Here is a 24,872-nt window from a genome sequence, read left to right on the forward strand (position 1 = left end):
GAATCGTTTTCAACAAGCGGCCGATATTACCACATTCGGCCCCTGGACTCAGTCGAAAACCACCGTCTTGTTTTCATAGGTAATCACCCGGTCCTCAATGTGGGAACGCAGGCCTCGGGCCAGTACGTTCTTCTCCACATCCCGACCCAGGCGCACCATGTCGTCGATGGAATCGCTGTGGGTAATGCGAATCACGTCCTGTTCGATGATCGGACCTTCGTCCAGATCCTGGGTGACGTAATGGCAGGTTGCACCGATCAGTTTCACCCCCCGACTGTAGGCCTGGTGATAGGGGCGGGCCCCGGCGAACGACGGCAGGAAGCTGTGGTGAATGTTGATCACCTTGCCGGCGTAACGCTCGCACAGGTCCGGCGGCAGGATCTGCATGTAACGCGCCAGCACCACCACGTCAGTCTGGTAGCTGTCGATCAACTCACCGATCTGGGCAAAGGCTTCGGCCTTGTTGTCCCGGGATACCGGCACGTGGTGATAGGGAATGTCGTACCACTCCACCATCCGGCGCAGATCTTCGTGGTTGGAGATCACCCCCACCACTTCGCAGTTCAGCTCTTTGCTGTGCCAGCGATGCAGCAGGTCCGCCAGGCAATGGGACTCCTTGCTGCACATCAACACCACCCGCTTGGGCTGGGCGGAGTCCGCCACCTGCCAGCGCATGTCAAATTCGCGGGCGATCGGCTCAAACGCAGCCCGGAACTGGTCCAGCCCGAAGGGAATGGAGCTGGCCTTGATTTCGTGGCGCATGAAGAACCAGCCGGTCTGGATGTCAGAGTGATGGCTGGCCTCGGTAATCCAGCCGTTGTAGGTCGACAGGAAGTTACTGACCTTGGCAACAATGCCTACCCGATCGGGGCAGGAAATCACAAGACGATAGGTATGCTCCATGAGGGCCTTTCCTTTAAAAACCTGGGAAAGCGGGTTCGCCAGACAGGCCAACCCGGAAAAGTGACCGGCTATCATAGCGTATCTGGCGGCAAGAAACGAAGGCAGCGCCAAATCCGGGGCAATCTATCCAACCTTCCGACAGTTGCGCCACCCGATAGCCTGGGCCATCTTAATGAGCCGGCCGCCCCGCAAAGCAACGCCAGCCGGGGAAACTGGCTTCAACCAAGAAAAGCAACAAGGACGACACCATGCTCAGACACTTTCGACGCCCGCTGTTCCTGCTCTGCCTGATGCCGGCAGTGCTGGCCCAGCCCTGGCAATCCGCCACTGCTGCCGCCATTCTGGAGGGCGAGCGCCATCACCCCAGCGAAGGTCGCAACGGAATGGTAGCCACCAGCCATACCCTGGCAACCGACGTCGCCCTGCAGGTTCTCAAGGACGGCGGCAACGCCATCGACGCCGCGGTCACCGCTGGCTTCGCCCTGGCGGTCACCCAACCCCGCTCCGGTAACATCGGAGGCGGCGGTTTCATGCTGATTGCCCCTGGCGACCAGAGCCCGGTAACGGCCATCGACTACCGCGAAACCGCACCGGCGGCCGCCACCGAAACCATGTATCAGGACAGCGACGGCAACGTCGTCCAGAACCGCAGCCGCTTCACCCACAAGGCCGCTGGCGTGCCCGGCACAGTCGCCGGCCTGGCCATGGCCCTGGAGCGCCACGGCACCCTCAGCCTGAAACAGGCACTGGCACCGGCCATACAGCTCGCACGGGAAGGTTTCGTTGTGCCGCCCCGCTTCAGCCACGGCCTGGAAAGCGCCCGCGACCGCCTGGAGCCCTGGCCCGCCAGCAAGGCCAAGTTCTACAAGGAGGATGGCAGCGCCTACCAGCCTGGTGAACGCTTCCGCCAACCCGATCTCGCCGCCACCCTGCAACGCATCGCCGATCAGGGCATCAAGGGCTTCTACGAGGGTGAAACCGCGCAGCTGATCGTAGACGAGATGGAGCAGAATGATGGCCTCATTACCCTGGAAGACCTGAAAAACTACCAGCCGGCCATCCGCCAGCCCATCCACGGCAACTACCGGGGCTACGACGTCTACTCCATGTCACCACCCTCATCCGGCGGCACCCACATCGTCCAGATCCTCAACATCCTTGAGGGTTACCCGATTGGCGAGTATGGCCACAACTCCGCCCAGACCATCCACCTGATGGCCGAGGCGATGAAACTGGCCTATGCCGATCGCTCCGAGTACCTGGGCGACACCGACTTTGTTGAGGTCCCACTGGCGGGCCTCACCGACAAAGCCTACGCCGAACACCTCCGCGACGGCATCGATCCGGACCAGGCCCGCCCCTCGGTGGACATCCGCGCCGGTGATCCAGCCGGATACGAGAGCAACGAAACAACCCACTTCTCCATTGTTGATCGCTGGGGTAACGCCGTTTCCAACACCTACACCATCAACTTCAGTTATGGCTCAGGCATCACCGTGACCGGTGCCGGCTTCCTGCTCAACAACGAGATGGACGACTTCAGCGCCAAACCCGGCGTACCCAATGCCTACGGCCTGATTGGCGGCGAAGCCAACAAGATCGAGCCCGGCAAGCGCATGCTCAGCTCGATGTCGCCAACCATTGTCCGCAAAGACGGCCGTAATGTGCTGGTCACCGGCAGCCCCGGAGGCTCCCGCATCATCACCACCACACTGCAGGTACTGATGAACGTGATCGACCATGGCATGAACATCCAGTCTGCGGTGGCAGCGCCTCGCATCCATCACCAGTGGCTGCCGGATGAGATCCGCATTGAGAACGGCATCAGCCCGGACACCATTCGTTTACTGGAAGGTATGGGCCACACCGTGGAAACCCGCAGCGCCATGGGGGCAATCCAGAGCATTGCCGTGGGTGAGGATGGCATGCTGTATGGTGGCGCCGATCCGCGCCGCAGTACGTCCTCAGCCCAGGGATTCTAGGACTTTAAAACACACAAACAGAAAGGCGGGCACCACGCCCGCCTTTCTTATAAAACTTCCAAAATTTCTTTCCCAGACAAGAGTCGGCAGACTAGTGTCCGACCGTCCGGGACATGCCATTCATCACCAGCACCCCGGCAACGATCAACCCCATACCAATCACCGCCGGCGCGTCCAGTTTCTGGCCAAACACCAGCCAGCCAATCAGCGCAATCGCCACCACACCGACGCCGGACCAGATGGCATAGGCCACACCGACGGGAATGGAGCGCAGGGTCAGCGCCAGCAGGTAAAAGGCCAGACCATAGCCCACCACCACCAGCACCGACGGCCACAGCCGGGAAAAACCATCGCTGGCCTTGAGGGCCGAAGTCGCCACCACCTCAGCACCAATGGCGGCAATCAGCAACACCCAGTTATTCACGCCACGCCTCCGGATTCAGGACCATAATCGCGCTCGACCCGGGCAACCCGGACCCGATAATCGGCATACCACTGACTTCGCCCCAGCCGCTGAGCCTCGCGATGTTCAACCTGGGCCTTCCAGCGCCGAATCGATTCCAGATCTCGCCAGTAGGAAACCGTGATACCGACCTCCTCGCGGGCCGACTCGATACCGAGAAAGCCTTCCTGCTGCTGCGCCAACTCAACCATCCTGACCGCCATTTCACCATAGCCGTCATCGTCGGACGTACGCAGGGAGGTGAAGATGACCGTGTAATAGGGAGGCACGGGTGTTGTTGCAATCTCTGCCATTGTCAGACTCCAATACCTTCGATCAGAAAACCGCACCTCAACAGGCGACGGGATTCCAGGTGGGGAGCGTGAGAGTATAGAGATCAGACCGGCGACAGGGAATCGGGGTAAGTACCGCCGGCGCTGGCGAGCCCCGCCGGCGTGTCATAAACGGCCAATTGCCCGGAGCGCCAAGGCTATCGCCCCAGGATACCGCAACGGCTATGATAGCTTTGGCGAGCGAACAACTTTTGGCCGATACCGCCTTGAACAATAATAAAGGAGTCCACTCCATGAACGCCGCAACACACCCCAGCACGTCTCTCCACTGTCTGAGTTACTGGGCCCAGAAAACGCCCGACCGGGTCTACCTGACCCAGCCGTTCCCGGACGGCAGTACCCAGGACATCACCTGGGGCGAAGCCGCCGACCAGGTCGCCAGAATGGCAGCCCACCTGCGCAGTCTGAACATTCCGGAGCACAGCAACGTTGCCCTTCTGGGCCGCAACAGCGCCCACTGGGTGCTGGCCGATCTGGCCATCTGGGCCGCCGGACACGTCTCCGTTCCCCTGTACCCCACCCTCAATGGCGACACCGCCGCCTACATTCTGGAGCACAGCGAAGCTCGCCTGCTGTTCCTCGGCAAAATGGACGGCACCGTGGATGGCTGGAACGATATCAAGGACATTCTGCCGGTCGATCTGCCACTGATCTCCCTGCCCATGTCTCCTCGCCGGGATACACCGCAGTGGACCGACATCGTGGCCAATACCGCACCGCAGCCCATGCACTCTCCGTCACCAACGGACCTGGCCACCATTGTCTACACCTCGGGCAGCACCGGCCGGCCCAAAGGCGTGATGCACAGTTTCCAGTCTCTGATCTCCGTGGCGGATGGTCTCAAGCAGCTGTTCCCGGTCAACCAGGACGACCGCATGCTGTCTTACCTGCCACTAGCCCACGTCGCCGAGCGGGCCGCGGTGGAGAACCTGTCGCTGTTCTATGGCTTCCACCTGTACTTCGCCAATTCCCTGGAGAGCTTCCAGGAAGACCTGCAACGGGCACGCCCCACCCTGTTCTTCTCGGTGCCACGACTGTGGATGAAGTTCTATCTGGCGATCAATGAAAAGCTCTCACCCGGCAAACAGAAACTGCTGTTCAACCTGCCCCTGGTCAACCGCCTGGTAAAGAAGAAGGTGCTGACCCAGCTCGGCCTGAATCACTGCCGGGCCGCCCTGACCGGCGCTGCACCGCTGTCGCCGGAAATTATTGCCTGGTACCGCAACCTGGGGCTGGAGCTGCTGGAGGTGTACGGCATGTCTGAGAACTTCGGCTACTCCCACAGCAACCGTCCTGGCCAGACCCGCGTGGGCACTGTTGGTGTAGCGAATCCCGGCGTCGAACACCGTATTGGCGACAATGGTGAGGTTCAGGTAAAAAGCCCCGGACAGATGCTGGGCTACTATCGGAATGAAGAGAAAACCCGCGAAGACCTGACGGAGGACGGCTTCCTCAAGACCGGCGACATGGGCGAAATCGACAGCGACGGCTACCTGCGCATCACCGGCCGGGTGAAGGACCTGTTCAAAACCGCCAAGGGCAAGTACGTGGTGCCGGTGCCACTGGAAAGCCGCTTCAACCACCCCAAGCTGGAGGCCGTCTGCGTCGCCGGCGCCAACCAGCCCCAACCCTGCGCCCTGATCCTGCTGTCAGAAGAAACCCGGGAAGAGCTGGCGGCCCACAGCAATCACGATGAACTGGAATGTGAGCTGACGGAGGTTCTCACCCGGGTCAACGCCGAGGCAGAGCCCCATGAAAAACTGGCGTTCGCCGTGGTGGTCAACGAACCCTGGCGCATCGAGAACGGCATGCTCACCCCCACCCTGAAGATCAAGCGCAACGTCATCGAAAGCCACTACGCCGACCGCATGGCTGGCTGGTATGACCAGAATCGCAGGATTGTCTGGGAGTAAGACCAGACGCCCCGGCCACCCTGGCCGGGGCAGTTTTCCAGCGATTCTCATCCTTTCACAGAGCCCTGCCATGTCGTACGCGTACCGGCTGACCGACACCCGCCATCAGTCCTGCCATTTTTCCGGGGCATAGGAAAACACCGGCAGGGAACACTGCCAGCGAATGGCCGCCAGCCGAAGGGCCAGACCGACGCTGAACGAGGCCAGCAGGTTGATATCATGATCGACCTGACGATCCAGCAGGAACAGATACAGCAACGCCACCAGCAGCGAGACACTGGCATACAGCTCATGCTGCAGTACCTGAGGGGTGCGATTGCACATCAGATCCCGCAGGATACCGCCGAAAATGCCCGTGGTGATCCCCGCCATCACCACAACCGGCGTGTTGTAGTTGAGACTGAGGGCAACATTGCAGCCGATGATGGTAAAGGCCACCAGCCCCATCGCATCGAGAATCAGGAACAGCTGGTGAAGGTGACGCATAAAGCGGGCGATCACAATGGTGAACAAACCAGCGGAGATGGTGAGGTAGATGTAGGACGGGTGCTGGGTCCAGTTGACCGGGTAGTTACCCAGCAGGATATCCCGCACGGTACCGCCGCCAAGAGCGGTAAGAAAAGCGATCAGGGCCACGCCGAACATGTCCATGTTCCGACGTCCGGCCGCCAGGGCACCGGACATGGCTTCCGCTGTGATGGCAATCACATAGATATAGGTGAGCACGCAGGACTCCTGCTGTCGTCGTGCCTCTCCCCCTGTCCTGTGTACCTGAGAGTTTGGGCGGCGTGGTGGCCGCTTGCCCCTTCGGTGGACTGCTCTTGGCAGTCGCTCTCCAGTCGGCGTGTCTGGTTGTGTCGCAGTACCGGTGCCTGAGCGTTTATGGGAGTTTGCGCCTTCGGCGGGGGCTGCTGGTACAACCCCTCTCTCCTGCGAGGCCGCCATTATACGGATTCGGGCGGCGATGAAAAGATCAGATTTTGATCAACTTGACGATCCACGACGCCAGTCGTCGCGACCCAGGCGATAGAGACAGTGGGGCCGCAGCGGATTTCCCACGGCAACCGCCGGGTGCTCAAAATTCTCATCCGCGGAACTGCGCATCCCCAGACGCTCCATCACTGCGCGGGAACGGCGATTCTCCAGGGTGGTGAAGGACACCACCTCTGCCAGACCAAGCTGATCAAAGGCAAAGTCCAGAGCTGCACCGGCGGCTTCGGTGGCATAACCCCTGCCCCAGGCTTCGCGGGCCAGGCGCCAGCCAATCTCGACACAGGGCGAGAACGGCAACTCCGCTGCCGGCTCATGGAGCCCCACGAAACCCAAAAATTCACCGCCATCGCGGGCTTCGAGCGCCCAGAACCCCCAGCCACGCAGCTCGATCAGGGCCTGGCACCGGTCCGCCATGGCATCGCTGTCTTCCCGCGACAGCAGCGATGGAAAATACGCCATCACCTCCGGGTCCGAACTCATGCGCGCGAAAGGCTCCCGATCTCCGGAGCACCACTGACGCAACCGTAAACGCTCCGTCTGCAACTCAACAGGTGTTGCCATATTGATTCCTTATCCGTATTGCCTGAGGCCCGACAGGCACCCTGGCCAGTTCGTTGAGGGCCGGGCATCATACCGAGTCCGGTCCCTGACGCAAGAAGAGCAAACGGGCGGAGAACGGCGTCTACCATCAGCAGTACCGGTTCGAACGCGAGCGTTTTGTCCATTACCTGTAATCGGCGCCCGCCCCGGGCGACCAGAACACGCTGGCCCCCTGCTCCGGATTGCTGGCATCGCGGCGCATCCAGCCGAACAGATCCCGGCCAACGCCATGATGGTGAGCGGCCAGGTCCGCCGTTGCCGGCTGGCGCGAGGACAGCTCGGCCTCACTGAGACTTACGGACAATTGCCCAGTGCCGGCATCAACGCGGATCAGATCGCCCTCATGCAGCAGCGCCAAGGGGCCACCCTCAGCCGCCTCGGGATAGACGTGAATCGCCGCCGGCACCTTGCCGGAAGCTCCGGACATCCGGCCGTCGGTGACCAGAGCTACCCGATAGCCGCGATCCTGAAGCACGCCCAGGTAGGGCGTCAGACGATGCAGCTCCGGCATGCCGTTGGCCCGCGGCCCCTGGAAACGCACCACCACCACACAGTCCCGGTCCAACTCGCCGGCCTTGAACGCCCGCTCAAGGTCGTCCTGGTCGTGGAAAATGACAGCCGGCGCTTCCACGCAGTGATGGTCCGGCGCCACCGCCGACACCTTGATCACGCCGCGTCCCAGGTTGCCCGCCAGCAGTCGCAAGCCCCCGTCCAGCGCAAACGGGTTGTCGCAGCCCCGCAAAACACCGTCGTTCCCCGTTGCCCGGGCAACGGGCTGCCAGACCAGGCGCTCCCCTTCCAGATGGGGGGCCCGGGTATAGCGCTCCAGCCCCGGCCCCGCGACTGTTTGAACGTCCTCATGCAACAGCCCTGCGGACAGCAGTTCGCGGATCAGGAATGGGGTGCCGCCGGCTTCATGGAACGCGTTCACATCTTCCTGGCCATTGGGATAGATCCGGGTCAGCGTCGGCACGGCCGCCGAGAGGTCAGCGAAATCCTGCCAGTCAATCAGAATGCCAGCCGCGCGGGCGATAGCCACCCAGTGCATGGTGTGATTGGTCGAGCCTCCGGTGACCAGTAGCGCCACCAACGCATTGACGATGCTTTTCTCATCCACCATGTCCGCCAGCCCCAGCTCGCCGCCATTAGGGCGCGACAGTCGTATCACCTGCTCGGTCGCTGCCCGGGTCAGGGCGTCCCGCAACGGCGTGTTTGGCGGACAGAAGGCCGCGCCCGGCAGGTGCAGCCCCATCACCTCCACCAGCAACTGGTTGCTGTTGGCGGTGCCATAGAAGGTGCAGGTTCCGGGGCTGTGGTAGGAACGGCTCTCCACCTCCAGCAGCTCCTCCCGGCTCGCCTTACCCTCGGCATACAGCTGACGTACCCGCTGCTTCTCCTTGTTCGGCAACCCCGATGGCATCGGGCCGGAGGGAATCAGCACCGTGGGCAGATGACCAAAACTGAGGGCACCGATCAACAATCCGGGCACGATCTTGTCGCAGATGCCCAACAGGACCGTGGCATCAAACATGTTGTGACTGAGCGCCACAGCGGTGCTCATGGCAATCACGTCGCGGGAGAACAGGCTCAGCTCCATTCCCGGCCGGCCCTGGGTTACCCCGTCACACATCGCTGGCGTACCGCCGGCGAACTGGGCCACCGATCCCATCGCTTCCGCGGCGTCACGGATCAGTGGCGGAAACCGTTGATAGGGCTGGTGCGCGGAAAGCATGTCGTTATAGGCTGACACGATCGCGACGTTGGCCCGGTTCATCAGCCGCAGTACGTCCTTCTCAGCCGGCTGGCACGCCGCAAAGCCGTGAGCCAGGTTGCCACAGGACAGGGTCTGACGCTGGGGAGACTCCGCCTTCTGGGCCTCCATTCGTGCCAGATAGTCAGTCCGCAGGTCGCGACTGCGTTCGGTAATGCGTTGGGTCACCTGTTCCACGGTCCGGTGCATCATCTCTCTCCGCTTCTTTCCGTTATTGCCGTTTTCCGCTTTTCTCGGTCTATGTGCTTCCATGCCTGGCCGGGTCCGTCCAATCACCGGCACATGCCGGAACTCAGCGCTCTGCGAACGGTCTCAACGGCATGATTCCACTGTAAACTTACCTTGCATTTACAAAATCCAGTGCTGACATAACCTGCCACAAGGCAAAAATATTGTTATAATTACTACATCTTTCCACTGTACTGAGTCCCCTGGCAACCGTGGAGATGCACCATGACCATTCGCATAGCGATTAACGGCTTTGGACGTATCGGCCGCAATGTACTGCGGGCGCTGTACGAAAACGGTTACCGCGACCGCCTTCAGGTCGTCGCCATCAACGATCTGGCACCGCCAGAGGGGTTGGCCCACCTGCTCCGGCATGACAGCATCCATGGCCACCTCAGCGGTACGGTCGACCAAGATGCCGAATCGCTGACCGTCAACGGCGACCGCATCGCCACCACCGCCCGAACAGACCCCGCCAGCCTGCCATGGCACAGCCTCAATATAGACGTTGTGCTGGAGTGTACCGGCCGTTTTACCGCCCGCGACCAGGCCGCAGCCCACCTGCAGGCCGGCGCTGACCGGGTACTGATCTCAGCACCGTCAAAGGATGCCGACGCCATGGTGGTCTACGGCGTCAACCATCAGCAACTGCGTCAGCATCATCGCATCGTTTCGTGCGCCTCATGCACCACCAACTGCCTGGCGCCAGTGGTGCAGGCCCTACACCACAGTGTCGGCATTGAGAGCGGCCTGATGACCACCATCCATGCCTTTACCCACGATCAGCCGGTCACCGATGCCTGGGGCGGCGATGCCTACCGCGCCCGCGCCGCCACCGCGTCGATGATCCCCACCCGCACTGGCGCGGCCGGCGCTATCGGGCGCATCATCCCAGAACTGGCCGGCCGTCTGGATGGCCTGGCGGTGCGGGTGCCCACCAACAATGTCTCCATGGTGGACCTAAGCCTGATTGCCCTGAAAGACACTAACGTCGATGATATTAACCAGTTACTTGAGCGAGCCGCGGATGCCAGCCCGATTATGGGCTTTAACCATGAGCCTCTGGTCAGCATTGATTTCAACCACAACGCTCTGTCGAGCATTGTCGACGGCAACCACACCCGGGTGCTCGGCCGTCACGTAAAAGTCATGGCCTGGTATGACAATGAATGGGGCTTCTCCAACCGAATGCTGGACAACACCCTGGCGCTGATCCATGCCGAACAATGACAGACAGCCTTTTTACCCGTAGCACTCCATACACCTGTGATACCAATACAACATTCATACCACCCCACCGAAAGGAACACACTATGCTGAGGCGCACCAAGATTGTCGCCACCCTGGGTCCCGCTACCGACTCCGCGGAATCGCTGCAGGCCATCATTGCAGCCGGTGTCGACGTCACCCGCCTGAACTTCTCCCACGGCAGCGCCGAAGATCACATCCAGCGGGCCCGCCAGGTTCGCGAAGCCTCTGAAGCGCTGGGGCGCTATACCGCCATCCTGGCGGATCTGCAGGGCCCCAAACTGCGCATCGCACGCTTTACCGACAACAAGGTCACCCTGAAAGCCGGACAGAGCTTTGTATTGGATGCCGCCATGGACAAGGAGAGCGGCGACAGCGAGCGGGTCGGCATTGACTACGAGCAATTGATCCAGGATGTGGCAGCCGGCGATATCCTGGTGCTGGATGACGGTCGTATCGAGATGGAAGTGGAAGCCGTGGATGACCACAGCATTCGCTCCCGGGTATTGATTGGCGGCCCGCTTTCCAACAACAAGGGGCTCAACAAGCGGGGCGGTGGCCTTTCCGCCGACGCCCTTACCGACAAGGACAAAGAGGACATCCGCACCGCCGCGCAACTGGGGGCCGACTACGTCGCGGTGTCGTTCGTACGCACCGCTGACGATCTTCACACCGCCCGCGCGCTGCTGAAAGAGGCGGGCTCCAGCGCCGGCCTGGTGGCCAAGATCGAGCGCGCCGAACTGGCCCACGACGATGACGCCCTGGACGACGTCATCCGCGCATCGGATGCGGTCATGGTGGCTCGCGGCGACCTGGCGGTGGAAATCGGCGACGCTGAACTGGTGGCGGTGCAGAAGCACATCATCGGTCGCGCCCGCGCCCTCAACAAAGTGGTGATCACCGCCACCCAGATGATGGAGTCGATGATCGAGAACCCCATGCCCACCCGGGCCGAGGTGTCCGACGTCGCCAACGCGGTCATGGACTACACCGATGCGGTGATGCTGTCGGCGGAGACTGCTGTCGGCGACTACCCCCGGGAAGCCGTGGAAGCCATGGTGCGGATCTGCATGGGCGCCGAAAAGCATCCCTCGATGCGTCAGTCGAAGCACCGCATCCACGAAACCATGGATCGGATTGACGAAGCCATTGCGCTGTCCGCCATGTACGCCGCCAACCATCTGGAAGGCATTGCGGCCATCATCTGCCTGACCGAAACCGGCGCGACGCCGCTACTGATGTCCCGCATCAAATCAAACCTGCCGATCTTCGCATTCTCCCGCCACCACAGCACCCAGCACCGGGTATCGCTGTACCGCGGCGTGCAGACCGTGCCGTTCAACTCCACCGACATGCCGCACGAGGAAACCAATGCCCGCGCGGTGGCGGAACTGACCTCACGGGGGGTGGTGAAGGAAGGTGATCTGGTCATCATCACCAAGGGCGACTATGCCGACGCCCAGGGCGGCACCAACTCGCTGAAGATTGTCAGGGTTGGCCCGGACGTTCGCTAGGCAACCTCTGCCAGGCATGGCAACCCAGCGCTCGCCGACGCCATTCACGGCGTCGGCAGTGCCGCCAGGCTGTTCCGCGCCAGCTCGGTGATAACACCCCAGTCGCCGGCGGCCACCGCCTCCCGCGGCGTCAGCCAACTGCCTCCCACCGTCAGCACGTTCGCCAACGCCAGATAATCCGCCGCATTCTCCAGATCGATGCCGCCGGTCGGACAGAAACGCACATCCGGAAACGGGCCCGCAAAAGCGTTCAGTGCCGCCGTCCCACCGGCCACTTCGGCAGGAAAAAACTTGAACTCGCGATAGCCCAGGGCATAACCCAGCATCAGCTCCGATGCCGTGGCAATACCGGGGATCAACGGCACGTTGGAGGTTAGACCACAGGCCAGAACCGCCTCAGTCGAACCCGGTGTCACCACAAACTGGGCACCAGCCGCCTCCACCTCGCGATACTGCGCTGGCGTAGTGACCGTCCCCGCTCCCACCCAGACTTCTGGCAACGACTGCCGCAACTGACGGATCGCCGGCAGGCCGTGCTCGGTACGCAGGGTGATCTCCAATGCCCGGATGCCACCGTTCACCAACGCCTTGCACAACGGGTAAGCCTGCTCCGGATCGCGAATGGTCAGGACGGGGATCACCGGCGCTGCATTCAATACTGCATGTACCCGGTTACGGTAGACCTCAGACAGTTGCGTCATCGATACCTCCAATGGATGTCAGGCGCTCCAGAACACCCGCAGCCCCAGTTTCAGGAATACCCGGATCGGCATATCCGCCACGTCATCCAGGTTCTCGCAGGCCTGTCGCAACGCCTCCGCCTTGCTTCCGCCCTGAATGTGCAACGCCCGGAAACCGGCCGCCGCCAACGCCCGCAACGTCAGTGTCACTCTCGCCTGGGTCTGGGATGGCGGTGTCATCGCACACACCCGCTCGGGTCGCGCGGTGTCCAGAGCCCGGTAAAGCTCTGGCGCATCCGGGAACAGCGACGCGGTATGGCCATCGGTCCCCAGCCCCAGCACGACCGCTGTCAGAGGCCAGGCCAGGGACGCCAGCGCCCGGTCCGCCAGTGCCGCCCCCTGCTGTGGGCTCACCCCGTCCCGCCGCAACGGCCAGAAAGTCGCGGAGGCCGCAGGCCCCTGCAACAGGTAACGCCGAACGGTGGCGGCATTGCTCGCAGGATCGCTCTCCGGCACCCACCGCTCATCCACCAGCACCACATCCACCCGGGACCAGTCGAGAGGCTTTTCCGCCAGCAGCTCAAAAAACGCAATGGGGGTCGTGCCGCCAGACACCGCCAGGCTCGCCCGACCGGGCTCTCGCAAGCGGTCGGCGAGCACACCAGCGATCTTTTCGGCCAGAATGCTGGCCACCGAATGGGCGTCAACGGCGGACACCAGATCCACGCCATCCGGCAATGCAATATCAGGCATCTTCATACCAGCTCCTGCCATCCCGGGTAATCAGCGCAATGGCCGCCACCGGCCCCCAGGTACCGGCGGCGTAGCGTTTGGGGAGATCATCATGGGCCTGCCAGTTGGCCACCACACCATCGACCCAGCGCCAGGCATACTCGACTTCGTCGCGACGCACGAACAGGTACTGATTGCCTTTCATAACTTCCCACAACAGCCGCTCATAGGCCTCCGGGATACGATCGGTCTGAAAAGCCTCCGAGAAGGTCAGCTCAAGCGGGCCCCGGCGTAACCGCATGCCCTTATCCAGCCCCTGGTCTTTGGTCAGAATCTGCAGAGTCATGCCCTCGTCCGGCTGCAGCCGGATGACCAGCTTGTTGCTGGCCAGATGGCGCTGGTCCGGATCGAAGATATAGTGCGGTGCCGGCTTGAAGTGGATGATGATCTGGGACAGTTTCTCCGGCAGTCGCTTGCCGGTGCGGATGTAGAACGGCACACCTGCCCAGCGCCAGTTCTCGATCTCCACCTTGAGGGCAACGAAGGTTTCGGTGGTGCTGTTGCGATCCGCGCCCTCTTCCTCCAGGTACCCCGGCACCACCTTGCCCTGGCTGGAACCGGCGGTGTACTGCCCTCGTACCAGGTGGCTCTCGATCAGATCCGGCGTGATCGGCCTGAGGGCTTTTAGCACTTTCACCTTCTCGTCGCGGATGCTATCGGCGGAGAGGTCCGCTGGCGGGTCCATGGCGATCAGGCACAGTAACTGGAGCAGGTGATTCTGGATCATGTCACGGACCTGCCCGGCCTGGTCGAAATAGCCCCAGCGGCCTTCAATCCCGACGCTCTCGGCGACGGTGATCTCCACATGGGAAATATGATTCTGATTCCATTGGGAGGCGAACAGGTTGTTGGCAAAACGCAGTGCAATCAGGTTCTGCACCGTTTCCTTGCCCAGGTAGTGATCAATACGGAACAACTGGTCCTCATTGAACACTTCGCCCAGCTGCTGATTGATGGTGCGGGACGTCTCCAGATCGTGACCGATGGGTTTCTCCACCACCACCCGGGTCTTGCGGGTGCAACAATCGGCATCCCGCAACTGGCGGGCGATCACGCCGTACAGCGATGGCGGCGTTGCCATGTAGACAATAAGCGCGTTCTCGCAGTCACCGCGCCAGCGCACCAACGGCTGGTAATCATCAAGCCGGTTGATGTCCAGGCACAGGTAGTCGACCCGCGCCAGCAGACGCGAGAGCACGCCGTCATCCCAGTTGCTGTCCGGGACCCGGCGCCTGATATCCGATGCCAGCTGTTCCCGCACATCGTCCACCGAGTGGGCACGGCGAGCCAACACCAGCACCCGGCTGTCGGCGGCCAGTAGTCCGGTTCGCTCGAGCTGATACAGCGCCGGAAACAGCTTGCGGCGGGCCAGGTCGCCCAGACCGCCAAAGATCATCAGATCGCTACGGGTGTCGATCCGCTCCTCCATGAATGCCTCGCACTGGCTGGGTGAGGTTTCGGAAGGCCCCACATGTAGTAACTTTACCCAAATGTAGTGGTATCGTTACTCAAATAATGGCACTTGCATCGGTTTTTGCCAATGCAATAAGCATTCCGTGATATCTTTACTACGGCAATACAGCGGGAATACCGCTATAATGCCGGGCCACCATTCGCCAGACCCACTGGCCGCCGGACGGCCCGAGGATCAATGGAGAACACGCCCATGTCAGCCAAGCACGACAACCTGCTGGAGGAAATCCAGAACCGTCTGGAGAACCTGAACAAATCCGAACGCAAGGTTGCCGAAGCCATCCTCCGCGACCCCTCCGCAGCCACCCGCTACAGCATTGCCGCCCTGGCCCGCACTGCAGACGTCAGCGAGCCGACGGTCAACCGCTTCTGCCGCGGCTTCTCCGCCTCCGGCTTTCCGGACTTCAAGATCCGGCTGGCACAGAGCATCGCCACCGGCACGCCTTACGTAGGTCAGAACATCAAGCCTGACGACTCAGTGGAGGAGTTTGCCGACAAGGTCATGCTGACCACCATGGCCAACCTGGACAAGGCCCGCCAGGCCCTGAACCCCAAGGATCTGGCCACCGCCATCGACTATCTGATTCAGGCCAAGCAGATCAACTTCTTCGGCATGGGTGGCTCGGCTCCGGTAGCGCTGGATGCCCAGCACAAGTTCTTCCGCTTCAACATCCCGGTGATGCACTACGACGATGCACTGATGCAACGGATGGTGGCAGCCGGCAGCAGTACCGGGGATGTCATCGTGATCATTTCCTACACCGGCCGTACCAAGGAAATGATCGAAATTGCCCAGGACGCCCTGGCCAATGACGCCACCGTGATCGGCATCACCACACCGGGCTCGCCGTTGGCAGAGGTATGCACCGTCGTGCTGGGGGTAACCGCAGCGGAGGACACCGAGGTCTATATGCCGATGTCATCCCGCATCATTCACCTGGCGGTGATTGATATCCTGGCCACGGGCGTGACGCTGAAGCGGGGCGAGGGTTTTCGCAATCACCTCAAGAAGATCAAGGACAGCCTCAAGGCCACCCGCCTGCCCCCGGCCAGCTCCTGACCAGGGGAGAAAGGTGTGGACCGGGCCGGCCATGCAGCGCCGGCCCGGGAAGAGTTACTGCCAGATCACCGGCTGGCGGCTGGAGTACCACTGCTCCAGATCCGGACGGTAAGCGCCCTCCACCACATTACGCTTGAGCTTCATGGTGGGGGTCAGGAAGTCGTTCTCCATGCTCCACTCATCCTGCACCACCGCGATGAACTGCAACTGCTCGTGCGGATCGACGGTCTGGTTCACCTCTTTCAGCAGGTCTGAGAAACTCTGCTCAAGCTCACGGCGATAGCCCTCGTCCAGGCGGCGACGCTGGGCCTCTTCCGACAGCATCACCAGGCAGTGTGGCTGAGGGTAGTTCTCGCCGGACACGCACACCATCTCGATGTCCGGATGGCTCATCAGGCGATTCTCAATCGGAGCCGGTGCAACGTACTTGCCCTTGCTGGTCTTGAAGATCTCCTTGATCCGCCCGGTCAGACGCAGCCGTCCCAGTTCATCGATCTCGCCCTTGTCGCCGGTCTTGAGGAAGCCATCCTCCGTCATGGTTTCGCGGGTTTTCTCCTCATCCCTGTAGTAACCCATCATGGTCGCCGGGCTCTTCACCAGCACCTCACCCTGCTCACTGATCTTGACCTCAACGCCGGGCAGCCCCTCGCCGACATAGCCGGTACGGGCTCGGCCGGGTTTGGTCATGTGGGAGTAGGCAAAGTTCTCAGACATGCCGTAGCCTTCCAGCAGTTCCAGCCCAAGGCCGCGATACCATTCCAGAATATCGTGCGACAGCGGCGCCGAACCACTGCCGGCAAACTTGACGTGCTGCAACCCCAGGTTGGCAAGGATCTTCTTCTTGACGACCCGGCGCAGCAGCGGAACCCGCATCAAACGCTCCAGCTTCTCTTTCGGCATCTTCTCGAACACGCCATGCTGGAACTTGGTCCAGATCCGCGGCACCGCCAGGAACAGCGTTGGCTGGGCGCGCCGGAGATCTTCAACAAAGGTATCCAGAGACTCGGCGAAGTAGAGATGGAAGCCCTTGTGCATGGAGCCCAGCTCCACCACAAAACGCTCAAACACGTGGGACAGCGGCAGGTAGGACAGCATGCGTTCACTGCCACTGACATCGAGGGCATCGACCCCGCCGGCCGCAGCATAGGCCATGTTCTCAAAGCTCAGCATCACCCCCTTGGGCTTGCCGGTACTGCCCGAGGTGTAGACGATCGAAGCCAGCTCCTTGGCATCGCGATGGACCTTGCCCTCCAGCGGCGGGAATGTGGCGATGATGTCGTCCCAGCTCTTGAAATCGTTGGGCGGGCTCAGCGGGTAGGACAGACAACGCACGGATTCCGGTACGCCGGACTTCATGCTGTCCCAGTCGTCCAGCTTGCCGACAAACAGCACTTCACAGCCGCTGTGATCAAGGATGTAGCGCACGGTATCGGCGTTCAGGGTCGGGTACAGCGGCACCGAGACATGGCCCGCCATCCAGATCGCCCAGTCCGACATGATCCAGTGCGCGCAGTTCTTCGACACAATACCGATTCGGCTGCCTTCCGGCAGGTTCAGTGACTTGAGGTAGGACGCCATACGCCGGGCCTCGCCCACAGCGCGGCGCCAGGTGTAATCAATGACCTGGCCACCACCCATGGGCTGAGTCAGATAAACAGCTTCGGCTTTGGCGGCCTCCCAGTGGTAGACCATTTCCAGGGGGAGTTTGTGATTATTGTCCATGGACCTTCCTTGTTGTGTATCGGGAGTCTTGAGGTGCTCCCTTGGTTGGTTTTTGAGGTTGAGGTGTGTGGTATCGTTGTTATGAATAGCCCCTTGCCGGGGTTGTCGTTCTCGTTGTTGGACAGCCTTGGATGACACTGCATTGACTGTTACGACTTTGGTCTTACATTTCACCACACCCTGTCACCACAAAATGTGATGCAACCAAAACTATTTCTTTCCTGATACGCCCGTTGGCGAATGAAACGCGCCTGCAGCCGCCATCACCCTCAGGTCGTGAGCACGGCGGCAACAAATATCCGTAACTTGCCAAAGCGCGAGCCTGAATGCTGTGCTAAACTGCCGCCTTTTTTGGGAGGGCCTGCCCGGAGGACCGCATCCCGCGGGAGCCCGCAGCCACGACCACCGACAACAAACCTGGGAGACACGGCACATGGCCAAGAGGACTCTGCGCACCCTGCTGGGCGCCATGCTGATGGCAACAACCAGCCTGGCACAGGCAAACGACCCGAAATCCGTGGCAATCACACAGATCGTCGAACACCCTGCCCTGGATGCGGTATACGAAGGCGTTAAAGATGAACTGGCAGACCGCGGCTACCGCGAGGGTGAAAACCTCACCGTCAGCCACGAAAGCGCCCAGGGCAACTCTGCCATCGCCGCCCAGATCGCCCGCAAGTTTATTGGCGAGAGCCCGGACGTGATTGTCGCCATCGCCACTCCGTCGGCCCAGACCATGGCCGCCGCCGCCCGCGGTCTGCCGGTGGTGTTTGCCGCCGTGACCGATCCGGTTGGCGCCAAGCTGGTATCCAACCTGGAAGCACCGGGCGCCAACATTACCGGCGTTACCGACATGCTTCCCATCGACCGTCATCTCGACATGCTCCAGCGCATCATGCCGGACGCCAAGCGCATCGGCACCGTCTACAACCCGGGTGAGGCCAACGCCGTTGCCCTTGTAGAGCTGCTGGAAGAGCGCCTGGCGGCGCGTGGTCTGGAGCTGGTGAAAGCCGCCGCCACCAAGACCTCGGAAGTACTGGGTGCGTCCCGTTCCCTGGTTGGCAAGGCCGACGCCATCTACCTGACCACCGACAACACCGTCGTCAGTGCGGCTGAAGCCGTGGTGTCTGTGGGTGAGCGCGCCAAGATCCCGGTGTTCGCCGCCGACACAGCCACCGTCAGCCGTGGCGCCGTTGCCGCCCTGGGCTTTGACTACTACGACCACGGCCGTCAGGCCGGCTCCATGGTTGCCCGCATTCTGGAAGGCCAGAAGCCGGGTGACATGGCGGTCGAGTCCGTTGATACCCTGAACCTGTTCGTCAACCCGGCCGCCGCCGAGCGGATGGGCATCACCCTGAGCGAGGAGGTCATCAGCTCCGCTCAGGAAGTGGTCAGCAGCGACGACTAACATCATCCCCGTAAGCCCCGGAACGGCGCCCATAAGGCGCCGTTCCCCGATCCAGTCACAGCGAATACCTACCCATGCTCAGTGAAATCGCATTCTACGGCGCCCTGGAAACCGGCCTTATCTACGGCCTGGTGGCGTTCGGCATCTATCTGTCTTTCCGTGTTCTCGACTTTCCCGACCTGACGGTCGATGGCAGCTTCCCGCTGGGTGCGGCCGTTGCCGCCATCCTGATCCTCCAGGGCGTCAACCCCTGGCTGGCCACCGGCGCCGCCGTGCTGGCCGGTATGGCAGCGGGTGCCGTGACCGCACTGCTGAACGTCAAACTGAACATCCTGAACCTGCTGGCGTCGATCCTCACCATGATCGCGCTGTACTCCGTCAACCTGCGCATCATGGGACGCCCAAACGTTGCCCTGCTGGGCGAGGAGACCGTGCTGGAATGGTGGTATGACACCTTCGACTACCTGCCCTACCACACGGTGCCAGTGCTGCTGTTCGCCATCGTGGTGGTGATCGGCATGATTCTGCTGTGGCGCTTCATGAAATCCGAGACCGGCCTGGCCATGCGCGCCACCGGCGCCAATGCCCGCATGGCGCGGGCCCAGGGCATTGCCACCGGCGCCATGATCGTACTCGGCGTGGCTCTCTCCAACGGCCTGGTTGGCCTGGCAGGGGCGCTGTTTGCCCAGAGCCAGGGCGCAGCGGACGTCACCATGGGCGTGGGCGTCATCGTCATCGGCCTGGCGTCGTTGATTGGTGGTGAAGCCGTGATCACCCCATCAACGGTGATCAAGGCGCTGCTGGCCTGCGTGGTTGGCGCCATCATGTACCGCCTGGCCATCGCGCTGGCGCTCAACGCCAATTTCATGGGCCTGCAGGCGCAGGACCTGAACCTGATCACCGCCGTGCTGGTCACTCTGGCCATCGTACTGCCGGGCGTGCGCACCTCCATCCGCTCACGACTGACCCGCAACAAGGCCTGAGGGGGAACCGATGATTAGTGCAAGCAACCTGAAACTGACCTTCGGCAAAGGCACCCCGCTGGAGAACCCGGCCCTGCGCGGCATGAGCCTGACCGTCAACCAGGGCGAGTTCGTGACGGTGATCGGCAGTAACGGCGCCGGCAAGTCCACCTTCCTCAACTCCCTCGCCGGCGAAGTGATGGTGGACAGCGGCCAGATTGTGGTGGACAACCAGGACGTAACCCGCCTGCCCACCCACAAACGGGCGCGCAATGTCGCCCGGGTATTCCAGGACCCGCTGGCGGGCACCTGCGAATCCCTGAGCATTGAGGAAAACCTGGCCCTGGCCATCAAGCGCGGCCAGCGCCGGGGCCTGACCGCAGCGGTGAAGGCGCGCTATATGGACCAGTTCCGCAGCAGCCTGTCCACACTCAAGCTGGGTCTGGAAAATCGTCTCGGCGACAAGATGGGCCTGCTGTCCGGCGGACAACGTCAGGCCGTAAGCCTGCTGATGGCGAGCCTGACACCGTCCAGCATCCTGCTGCTGGACGAGCATACCGCCGCTCTTGATCCCAAGACCGCCAATTTCGTGCTGGAGCTGACCCAACAGATCATCGAGGAGCAGAAACTCACCGCCCTGATGGTCACCCACAGCATGAAGCAGGCGCTGGAAGTGGGCAGCCGTACAGTGATGCTGCACCAGGGCCAGGTGGTGTTCGACATCGCCGGTCCCGAACGCGACGGCCTGGAAGTCAAAGATCTGCTCGGACTGTTCGAGCAACAGCGCGGCCTGCAGATCGACGACGACAGCCTGCTGCTGGACTGATCGCCCCACCCTGCCCGATGCCCGGCGCAACCCGCGCCGGGCAATTCGCCCCCCCCCCATCAGCAGCCAGCTCCGCCAGGAGCACCCGAAAATGGCCGTGTCGGTACGCACATTCCGGCACTATATCTAGTGTTTTCGGCTTGACGCCCTCAAGTCCCTATCAAGCCTGATTTTTTCGCCTTGCAAGGGGATTTCCATTGATTTTGTCGCGATCACCCGCCCCGGCTCATAGTTCCCGTCTTATTCACAGACCACTATATCCTGTTATACTTCCCTGAAATCGCCCCACATATTGGGCTTTTATTGAACAATACAGTCAATCTGTAACCAGCCGGTTCGCAAACCAGGCCTGGTTACCCGGCCGACGCGCTGGCGCGGGCCGTCGACCCTGAAGCAACCACCAGATGTAGTGGTGTACGCACCACATATAGTGGTTGCTGGCAATTCAGCGCATACACGTATTTCAGGAACCGGACAGCGGTGTGGTCGCCCGGCCCCAGGCCAGGCTCACTTCATGTCGATTGTCCGGACCGGCATGACTCAGCACACAGAGGGTGGCAATGAACGCTAAGGCACAGGCAGTGATCACGACGATTCCCATGCAGGACGCCTCACTGGATATCTGGAGCAGCAAGTACCAGCTCAAGACCAAGACCGGCGAGCCGGTGGACAAGGACATCGAAGCGACCTACCAGCGGGTGGCCACTGCCTTGGCCGAGGTTGAGAACAAGTCCGCGCGTGCCAAGCACATGAAGGACTTTGTCTGGGCCCTGCAGAACGGCGCCATTCCGGCCGGCCGCATCACCTCCAATGCCGGTGCCGAGGCTCACAAGCCGGCCACCTCCACCATCAACTGCACGGTGTCAGGCACCATCGACGACTCGATGAACGACATCCTGGAGAAAAACCACGAAGCCGGCCTCACCCTCAAGGCGGGCTGCGGTATCGGCTACGAGTTCTCCACCCTGCGCCCGAAAGGCGCCTACGTCGCCGGCGCCGGCGCCACCACCTCCGGCCCGCTGTCGTTCATGGATATCTTCGACCGCATGTGCTTCACCGTGTCTTCTGCCGGTGGCCGCCGTGGCGCCCAGATGGCTACCTTTGACGTTCACCACCCGGACATCATCGACTTCATCCAGGCCAAGCGTGAAGATGGCCGCCTGCGTCAGTTCAACCTGTCGCTGCTGATCACCGAAGATTTCATCGAAGCGGTCAAGAACGGCGACGACTGGCACCTCTCCTTCCCCGTCACCCAGAAAGAAGTGGACGAGGAAGGTCTGGACCTGAACGACAGCTCCCGCTTCCTGTATCGGGACTTCCCGGTGACCGAGAGCTACGTGGTCAATGACGAGGGCAAGGTCGCCTGCCGCATCTACCGCACCCTCAAGGCCCAGCTGATCTGGGACACCATCATGACCTCCACCTACGACTACGCCGAGCCAGGGTTCATCCTGATCGACAAGGTCAACCAGATGAACAACAACTGGTTCTGCGAGGAGATCCGTGCCACCAACCCGTGCGGCGAACAGCCTCTGCCCCCGTATGGCAGCTGCCTGCTGGGTTCGGTGAACCTGACCAAGTTTGTCGACTACCCGTTCACCGACAAGGCCAGCTTCAACTACGAGCGCTACCGCAAGGTGGTGGGTATCTTCACCCGCATGCTGGACAACGTGGTTGAAATCAACGGCCTGCCGCTGGCTGAACAGCGCCATGAAATCACCTACAAGCGCCGCCATGGCATGGGCATCCTGGGCCTGGGTTCCACCCTGGCCATGCTGCGCATGCCCTACGGTTCTGACGATTCCGTCAAGTTTACCGAGGAAGTGGTCCGGGAAATGGCCGTGGAAGGCTGGCGCCAGTCGCTGTCCCTGGCGGAAGAGAAAGGCGTCGCGCCGATCATGGACGACGAGTTTGAAGTGACCGCCAAGATGCTGGTGCACCGCCCCGAACTGAAAGCCGATGGCTACCAGCTCGGCGACAAGATCAAGGGCCGGGTACTGCACGCCAAGTACAGCCGCTACATGCAGCGCATTGCCGAAGTGGAGCCGAAGCTGGTTGAGCAGCTGGCGGAGAAAGGTGGCCGCTTTACCCACCACACCTCCATCGCGCCGACCGGCACCATCAGCCTGTCACTGGCCAACAACGCCAGTAACGGCATTGAGCCGAGCTTCTCGCACCACTACTCGCGCAACATCATCCGCGAGGGACGCAAGACCAAAGAGAAGGTCGACGTGTTCTCCTTCGAGCTGCTGGCCTACCGCCATCTGGTGAACCCGGGCGCCATGCCGTTCTCCGACGACGCCGACAAGAAGCTGCCGGAGTATTTCACCACCTCCGACGACGTCACCCCGGACCAGCACGTCGACATTCAGGCAGCAGCCCAGAAGTGGGTGGATTCCTCTATTTCCAAGACCGCGAACGTTCCGACAGACTTCGCCTACCAGGAATTCAAGGACATCTACATGTACGCCTACGACAAGGGCCTGAAGGGATGCACCACCTTCCGCTTCAACCCCGAGGCGTTCCAGGGCGTGCTGGTCAAGGAGAAAGACCTGGAGAACACCCTGTACGAATTCACCCTGGATGATGGCAGCAAGGTGACCCTGAAGGGTAACGAAGAGGTAGAATACGACGGTGAAACCCACACCGCCGCCAACCTCTTTGACGCCCTCAAAGAAGGCACCTACGGCAAATACTGATCCGGAACGACCGACACAGGAATAATGAGCATGACAGTCAAGATCACCAAGAACATCGTCGGTTACCGGGTGACCAAGGCCGACAACCAGCAAGAAGCGGAAACCACCGCCCCGGAGACCGCAGTCAAGCCGGTCGAGATGAACGAGTACATCGAACGCCCGGACTTCCTGCTGGGTACCACCTACAAGATCAAGCCGCCGGTGGCCGAGCACGCGATGTACATCACCATCAATGACATCCTGCTGAACGAAGGCACCGACCACGAGAGTCGCCAGCCCTACGAGGTGTTCATCAACTCCAAGGCGATGGAGCACTTCCAGTGGGTTATCGCCCTCACCCGCGTAATCTCCGCGGTCTTCCGTAAGGGTGGCGATGTCACCTTCCTGGTGGAAGAGCTGCGCTCGGTATACGACCCCAACGGCGGCTACTTCAAGAAGGGTGGCGTGTTCATGCCATCGCTGGTGGCCGAGATTGGCGCCGTGATCGAGAAGCATCTCAAGGCCATTGGCCTGCTGGAAAGCGAAGAGATGAGCGAAACCACAAAGCGCATCCTCGCCGAGAAGCGTGCCGAGTTCGAATCCGACGGCCAGTCCGCCCAGAACGACGCCGCGGCCAGCGACTACCCCGCCAACGCCACGGTCTGCAACAAATGCAGCACCAAGGCTGTCATCGTTATGGACGGCTGCGCCACCTGCCTGTCCTGCGGCGACAGCAAGTGCGGCTAAGGTGGTAAACCTGACACGCTGAATAAAAAGCCCGGAAGCGAAAAGCTCCCGGGCTTTTTTGTTTGGAAATGAATGTCATCAGCTTGCCCGCGTCGTTACTACGCAGTGATATTACGACCAGCAGAAGATCATGAATCGCAACGCATTGAAGTTTTTGGCCTTTTTAATTTTTGATTCTATATTTTTACGTAATATCGAAGCGTAATGATGCAGAAGCCACGTTTTTGCAATAATGAAGCGTTCGGTCTAATACGCTGTTAAAAGGAAAGTTGATCTGAAGTGCTGCGGTAAGTTTCTCGAGCCCAGTATATTGTTTAGGGCTAGCTTCGTCGACCTCCTGGGTATTCTTTTCCTGGGTGGTTTTTTTGGCGGCATCTACCTTTTGATTGGCTGGGCAGTTTCAGCAGGTTTGTGGGCATCGATAGAATCCGGAGAGATTGGCAGTAGAACTTACTTCGGTGCGCGAGAGGGAACGGGGCTATTGGTTGCTCTGATTTTGTTGGTCAAAGGTATGCCAATCTTTCTAAAAATTTTGAGCTACTTCGTGAACTATCAGCTCAGAATTCATGGCACATGC

At 61.1% G+C, this 24,872-nt stretch carries 20 protein-coding genes and 2 riboswitches; of the genes, 10 read left to right on the top strand and 10 right to left on the bottom strand.

Going from position 1 to position 24,872, the window contains the following annotated elements:
* Positions 1-48 precede the first annotated feature (48 nt).
* The gene (gene purU, locus MLD24_RS04285) at positions 49-903 is read right to left on the bottom strand and encodes a formyltetrahydrofolate deformylase (RefSeq protein WP_227171448.1); all 855 of its coding nucleotides are present in this window, start codon (positions 901-903) and stop codon (positions 49-51) included.
* Between the two features lie 290 nt (positions 904-1,193).
* On the opposite strand from purU, the gene ggt reads away from it, so the two are divergent.
* On the top strand, positions 1,194-2,885 hold the full coding sequence (gene ggt, locus MLD24_RS04290) for a gamma-glutamyltransferase (RefSeq protein ID WP_248164495.1): 1,692 nt from the start codon (positions 1,194-1,196) through the stop codon (positions 2,883-2,885).
* A gap of 91 nt (positions 2,886-2,976) precedes the next feature.
* Here the strand turns inward: ggt and MLD24_RS04295 are convergent, their stop codons facing one another.
* Together MLD24_RS04295 and MLD24_RS04300 are read right to left on the bottom strand one after the other, a co-directional pair.
* The gene (locus MLD24_RS04295; protein WP_227171449.1) at positions 2,977-3,309 is read right to left on the bottom strand and encodes an SMR family transporter; all 333 of its coding nucleotides are present in this window, start codon (positions 3,307-3,309) and stop codon (positions 2,977-2,979) included.
* Positions 3,306-3,641, bottom strand: a complete 336-nt coding sequence (locus MLD24_RS04300; RefSeq protein ID WP_248164427.1) for an antibiotic biosynthesis monooxygenase family protein — start codon at positions 3,639-3,641, stop codon at positions 3,306-3,308. Before MLD24_RS04300 ends, MLD24_RS04295 begins: the two co-directional genes overlap by 4 nt.
* A gap of 272 nt (positions 3,642-3,913) precedes the next feature.
* Here MLD24_RS04300 and MLD24_RS04305 point away from each other — a divergent pair, with 272 nt between their 5' ends.
* A complete protein-coding gene (locus tag MLD24_RS04305) occupies positions 3,914-5,593 on the top strand; it encodes an AMP-binding protein (protein WP_248164430.1) in 1,680 nt (559 codons plus the stop codon).
* A 105-nt stretch (positions 5,594-5,698) separates the two neighbouring features.
* On the opposite strand, the gene MLD24_RS04310 is transcribed toward MLD24_RS04305, so the two are convergent.
* The 3 genes from MLD24_RS04310 to edd form a co-directional block, all read right to left on the bottom strand.
* Entirely contained in the window at positions 5,699-6,319 is a 621-nt protein-coding gene (locus MLD24_RS04310) for a trimeric intracellular cation channel family protein (protein ID WP_227171452.1), read from the bottom strand.
* 22 nt (positions 6,320-6,341) lie between these two features.
* A riboswitch (glycine riboswitch) is annotated at positions 6,342-6,442 on the bottom strand.
* Position 6,443: 1 nt separating this feature from the next.
* A riboswitch (glycine riboswitch) is annotated at positions 6,444-6,536 on the bottom strand.
* A gap of 41 nt (positions 6,537-6,577) precedes the next feature.
* Complete coding sequence (locus MLD24_RS04315) at positions 6,578-7,147, bottom strand: GNAT family N-acetyltransferase (protein WP_248164432.1); 570 nt, start codon at positions 7,145-7,147, stop codon at positions 6,578-6,580.
* A 163-nt stretch (positions 7,148-7,310) separates the two neighbouring features.
* The gene (edd, locus tag MLD24_RS04320) at positions 7,311-9,146 is read right to left on the bottom strand and encodes a phosphogluconate dehydratase (protein WP_248164500.1); all 1,836 of its coding nucleotides are present in this window, start codon (positions 9,144-9,146) and stop codon (positions 7,311-7,313) included.
* A 264-nt stretch (positions 9,147-9,410) separates the two neighbouring features.
* Between edd and gap the strand changes: the two genes are divergently transcribed.
* Positions 9,411-10,415 (top strand): type I glyceraldehyde-3-phosphate dehydrogenase, encoded by a 1,005-nt coding sequence (gene gap, locus MLD24_RS04325; protein WP_248164435.1) that lies wholly within the window; start codon positions 9,411-9,413, stop codon positions 10,413-10,415.
* Between the two features lie 83 nt (positions 10,416-10,498).
* Positions 10,499-11,947, top strand: a complete 1,449-nt coding sequence (pyk, locus tag MLD24_RS04330; RefSeq protein WP_248164437.1) for a pyruvate kinase — start codon at positions 10,499-10,501, stop codon at positions 11,945-11,947.
* Positions 11,948-11,991: 44 nt separating this feature from the next.
* Here the strand turns inward: pyk and MLD24_RS04335 are convergent, their stop codons facing one another.
* The 3 genes from MLD24_RS04335 to zwf are packed head-to-tail and all read right to left on the bottom strand — an operon-like array spanning position 11,992 to position 14,848.
* The gene (locus MLD24_RS04335; RefSeq protein ID WP_248164439.1) at positions 11,992-12,648 is read right to left on the bottom strand and encodes a bifunctional 4-hydroxy-2-oxoglutarate aldolase/2-dehydro-3-deoxy-phosphogluconate aldolase; all 657 of its coding nucleotides are present in this window, start codon (positions 12,646-12,648) and stop codon (positions 11,992-11,994) included.
* Positions 12,649-12,666: 18 nt separating this feature from the next.
* Entirely contained in the window at positions 12,667-13,386 is a 720-nt protein-coding gene (pgl, locus tag MLD24_RS04340) for a 6-phosphogluconolactonase (protein WP_344817098.1), read from the bottom strand.
* Positions 13,373-14,848 (bottom strand): glucose-6-phosphate dehydrogenase, encoded by a 1,476-nt coding sequence (zwf, locus tag MLD24_RS04345; protein WP_248164519.1) that lies wholly within the window; start codon positions 14,846-14,848, stop codon positions 13,373-13,375. The genes pgl and zwf overlap by 14 nt, the downstream gene beginning before the upstream one ends.
* Positions 14,849-15,085: 237 nt before the next feature.
* Between zwf and hexR the strand changes: the two genes are divergently transcribed.
* A complete protein-coding gene (hexR, locus tag MLD24_RS04350; protein WP_227171458.1) occupies positions 15,086-15,952 on the top strand; it encodes a transcriptional regulator HexR in 867 nt (288 codons plus the stop codon).
* A 54-nt stretch (positions 15,953-16,006) separates the two neighbouring features.
* Here the strand turns inward: hexR and MLD24_RS04355 are convergent, their stop codons facing one another.
* Complete coding sequence (locus tag MLD24_RS04355; RefSeq protein WP_248164442.1) at positions 16,007-17,674, bottom strand: AMP-binding protein; 1,668 nt, start codon at positions 17,672-17,674, stop codon at positions 16,007-16,009.
* Positions 17,675-18,107: 433 nt separating this feature from the next.
* Between MLD24_RS04355 and MLD24_RS04360 the strand changes: the two genes are divergently transcribed.
* The 5 genes from MLD24_RS04360 to MLD24_RS04380 all read left to right on the top strand — a co-directional run bounded on the left by MLD24_RS04360 (position 18,108) and on the right by MLD24_RS04380 (position 24,295).
* On the top strand, positions 18,108-19,082 hold the full coding sequence (locus MLD24_RS04360) for an ABC transporter substrate-binding protein (protein ID WP_227171460.1): 975 nt from the start codon (positions 18,108-18,110) through the stop codon (positions 19,080-19,082).
* Between the two features lie 74 nt (positions 19,083-19,156).
* On the top strand, positions 19,157-20,065 hold the full coding sequence (locus MLD24_RS04365; protein WP_227171461.1) for an ABC transporter permease: 909 nt from the start codon (positions 19,157-19,159) through the stop codon (positions 20,063-20,065).
* Positions 20,066-20,075: 10 nt separating this feature from the next.
* Positions 20,076-20,870: an ABC transporter ATP-binding protein gene (locus MLD24_RS04370; protein ID WP_227171462.1), complete on the top strand. Its 795-nt coding sequence runs from the start codon at positions 20,076-20,078 to the stop codon at positions 20,868-20,870.
* A gap of 560 nt (positions 20,871-21,430) precedes the next feature.
* The gene (locus tag MLD24_RS04375; RefSeq protein ID WP_248164444.1) at positions 21,431-23,569 is read left to right on the top strand and encodes an adenosylcobalamin-dependent ribonucleoside-diphosphate reductase; all 2,139 of its coding nucleotides are present in this window, start codon (positions 21,431-21,433) and stop codon (positions 23,567-23,569) included.
* A 30-nt stretch (positions 23,570-23,599) separates the two neighbouring features.
* Positions 23,600-24,295, top strand: a complete 696-nt coding sequence (locus tag MLD24_RS04380; protein ID WP_227171464.1) for a TSCPD domain-containing protein — start codon at positions 23,600-23,602, stop codon at positions 24,293-24,295.
* Positions 24,296-24,872 lie beyond the last annotated feature (577 nt).

The organism is Marinobacter xestospongiae (genome assembly GCF_023156385.1).
Taxonomy (GTDB): Bacteria; Pseudomonadota; Gammaproteobacteria; order Pseudomonadales; family Oleiphilaceae; genus Marinobacter; species Marinobacter xestospongiae.

Coding starts and splice junctions, on each gene's coding strand:
- purU (WP_227171448.1), bottom strand. CDS start 903: ATGGAGCATACCTATCGTCTTGTGATTTCCTGCCCCGATCGGGTAGGC.
- ggt (WP_248164495.1), top strand. CDS start 1,194: ATGCCGGCAGTGCTGGCCCAGCCCTGGCAATCCGCCACTGCTGCCGCC.
- MLD24_RS04300 (WP_248164427.1), bottom strand. CDS start 3,641: ATGGCAGAGATTGCAACAACACCCGTGCCTCCCTATTACACGGTCATC.
- MLD24_RS04305 (WP_248164430.1), top strand. CDS start 3,914: ATGAACGCCGCAACACACCCCAGCACGTCTCTCCACTGTCTGAGTTAC.
- MLD24_RS04315 (WP_248164432.1), bottom strand. CDS start 7,147: ATGGCAACACCTGTTGAGTTGCAGACGGAGCGTTTACGGTTGCGTCAG.
- edd (WP_248164500.1), bottom strand. CDS start 9,146: ATGCACCGGACCGTGGAACAGGTGACCCAACGCATTACCGAACGCAGT.
- gap (WP_248164435.1), top strand. CDS start 9,411: ATGACCATTCGCATAGCGATTAACGGCTTTGGACGTATCGGCCGCAAT.
- pyk (WP_248164437.1), top strand. CDS start 10,499: ATGCTGAGGCGCACCAAGATTGTCGCCACCCTGGGTCCCGCTACCGAC.
- MLD24_RS04335 (WP_248164439.1), bottom strand. CDS start 12,648: ATGACGCAACTGTCTGAGGTCTACCGTAACCGGGTACATGCAGTATTG.
- pgl (WP_344817098.1), bottom strand. CDS start 13,386: ATGAAGATGCCTGATATTGCATTGCCGGATGGCGTGGATCTGGTGTCC.
- zwf (WP_248164519.1), bottom strand. CDS start 14,848: ATGGAGGAGCGGATCGACACCCGTAGCGATCTGATGATCTTTGGCGGT.
- hexR (WP_227171458.1), top strand. CDS start 15,086: ATGTCAGCCAAGCACGACAACCTGCTGGAGGAAATCCAGAACCGTCTG.
- MLD24_RS04355 (WP_248164442.1), bottom strand. CDS start 17,674: ATGGACAATAATCACAAACTCCCCCTGGAAATGGTCTACCACTGGGAG.
- MLD24_RS04360 (WP_227171460.1), top strand. CDS start 18,108: ATGGCCAAGAGGACTCTGCGCACCCTGCTGGGCGCCATGCTGATGGCA.
- MLD24_RS04365 (WP_227171461.1), top strand. CDS start 19,157: ATGCTCAGTGAAATCGCATTCTACGGCGCCCTGGAAACCGGCCTTATC.
- MLD24_RS04370 (WP_227171462.1), top strand. CDS start 20,076: ATGATTAGTGCAAGCAACCTGAAACTGACCTTCGGCAAAGGCACCCCG.
- MLD24_RS04375 (WP_248164444.1), top strand. CDS start 21,431: ATGAACGCTAAGGCACAGGCAGTGATCACGACGATTCCCATGCAGGAC.
- MLD24_RS04380 (WP_227171464.1), top strand. CDS start 23,600: ATGACAGTCAAGATCACCAAGAACATCGTCGGTTACCGGGTGACCAAG.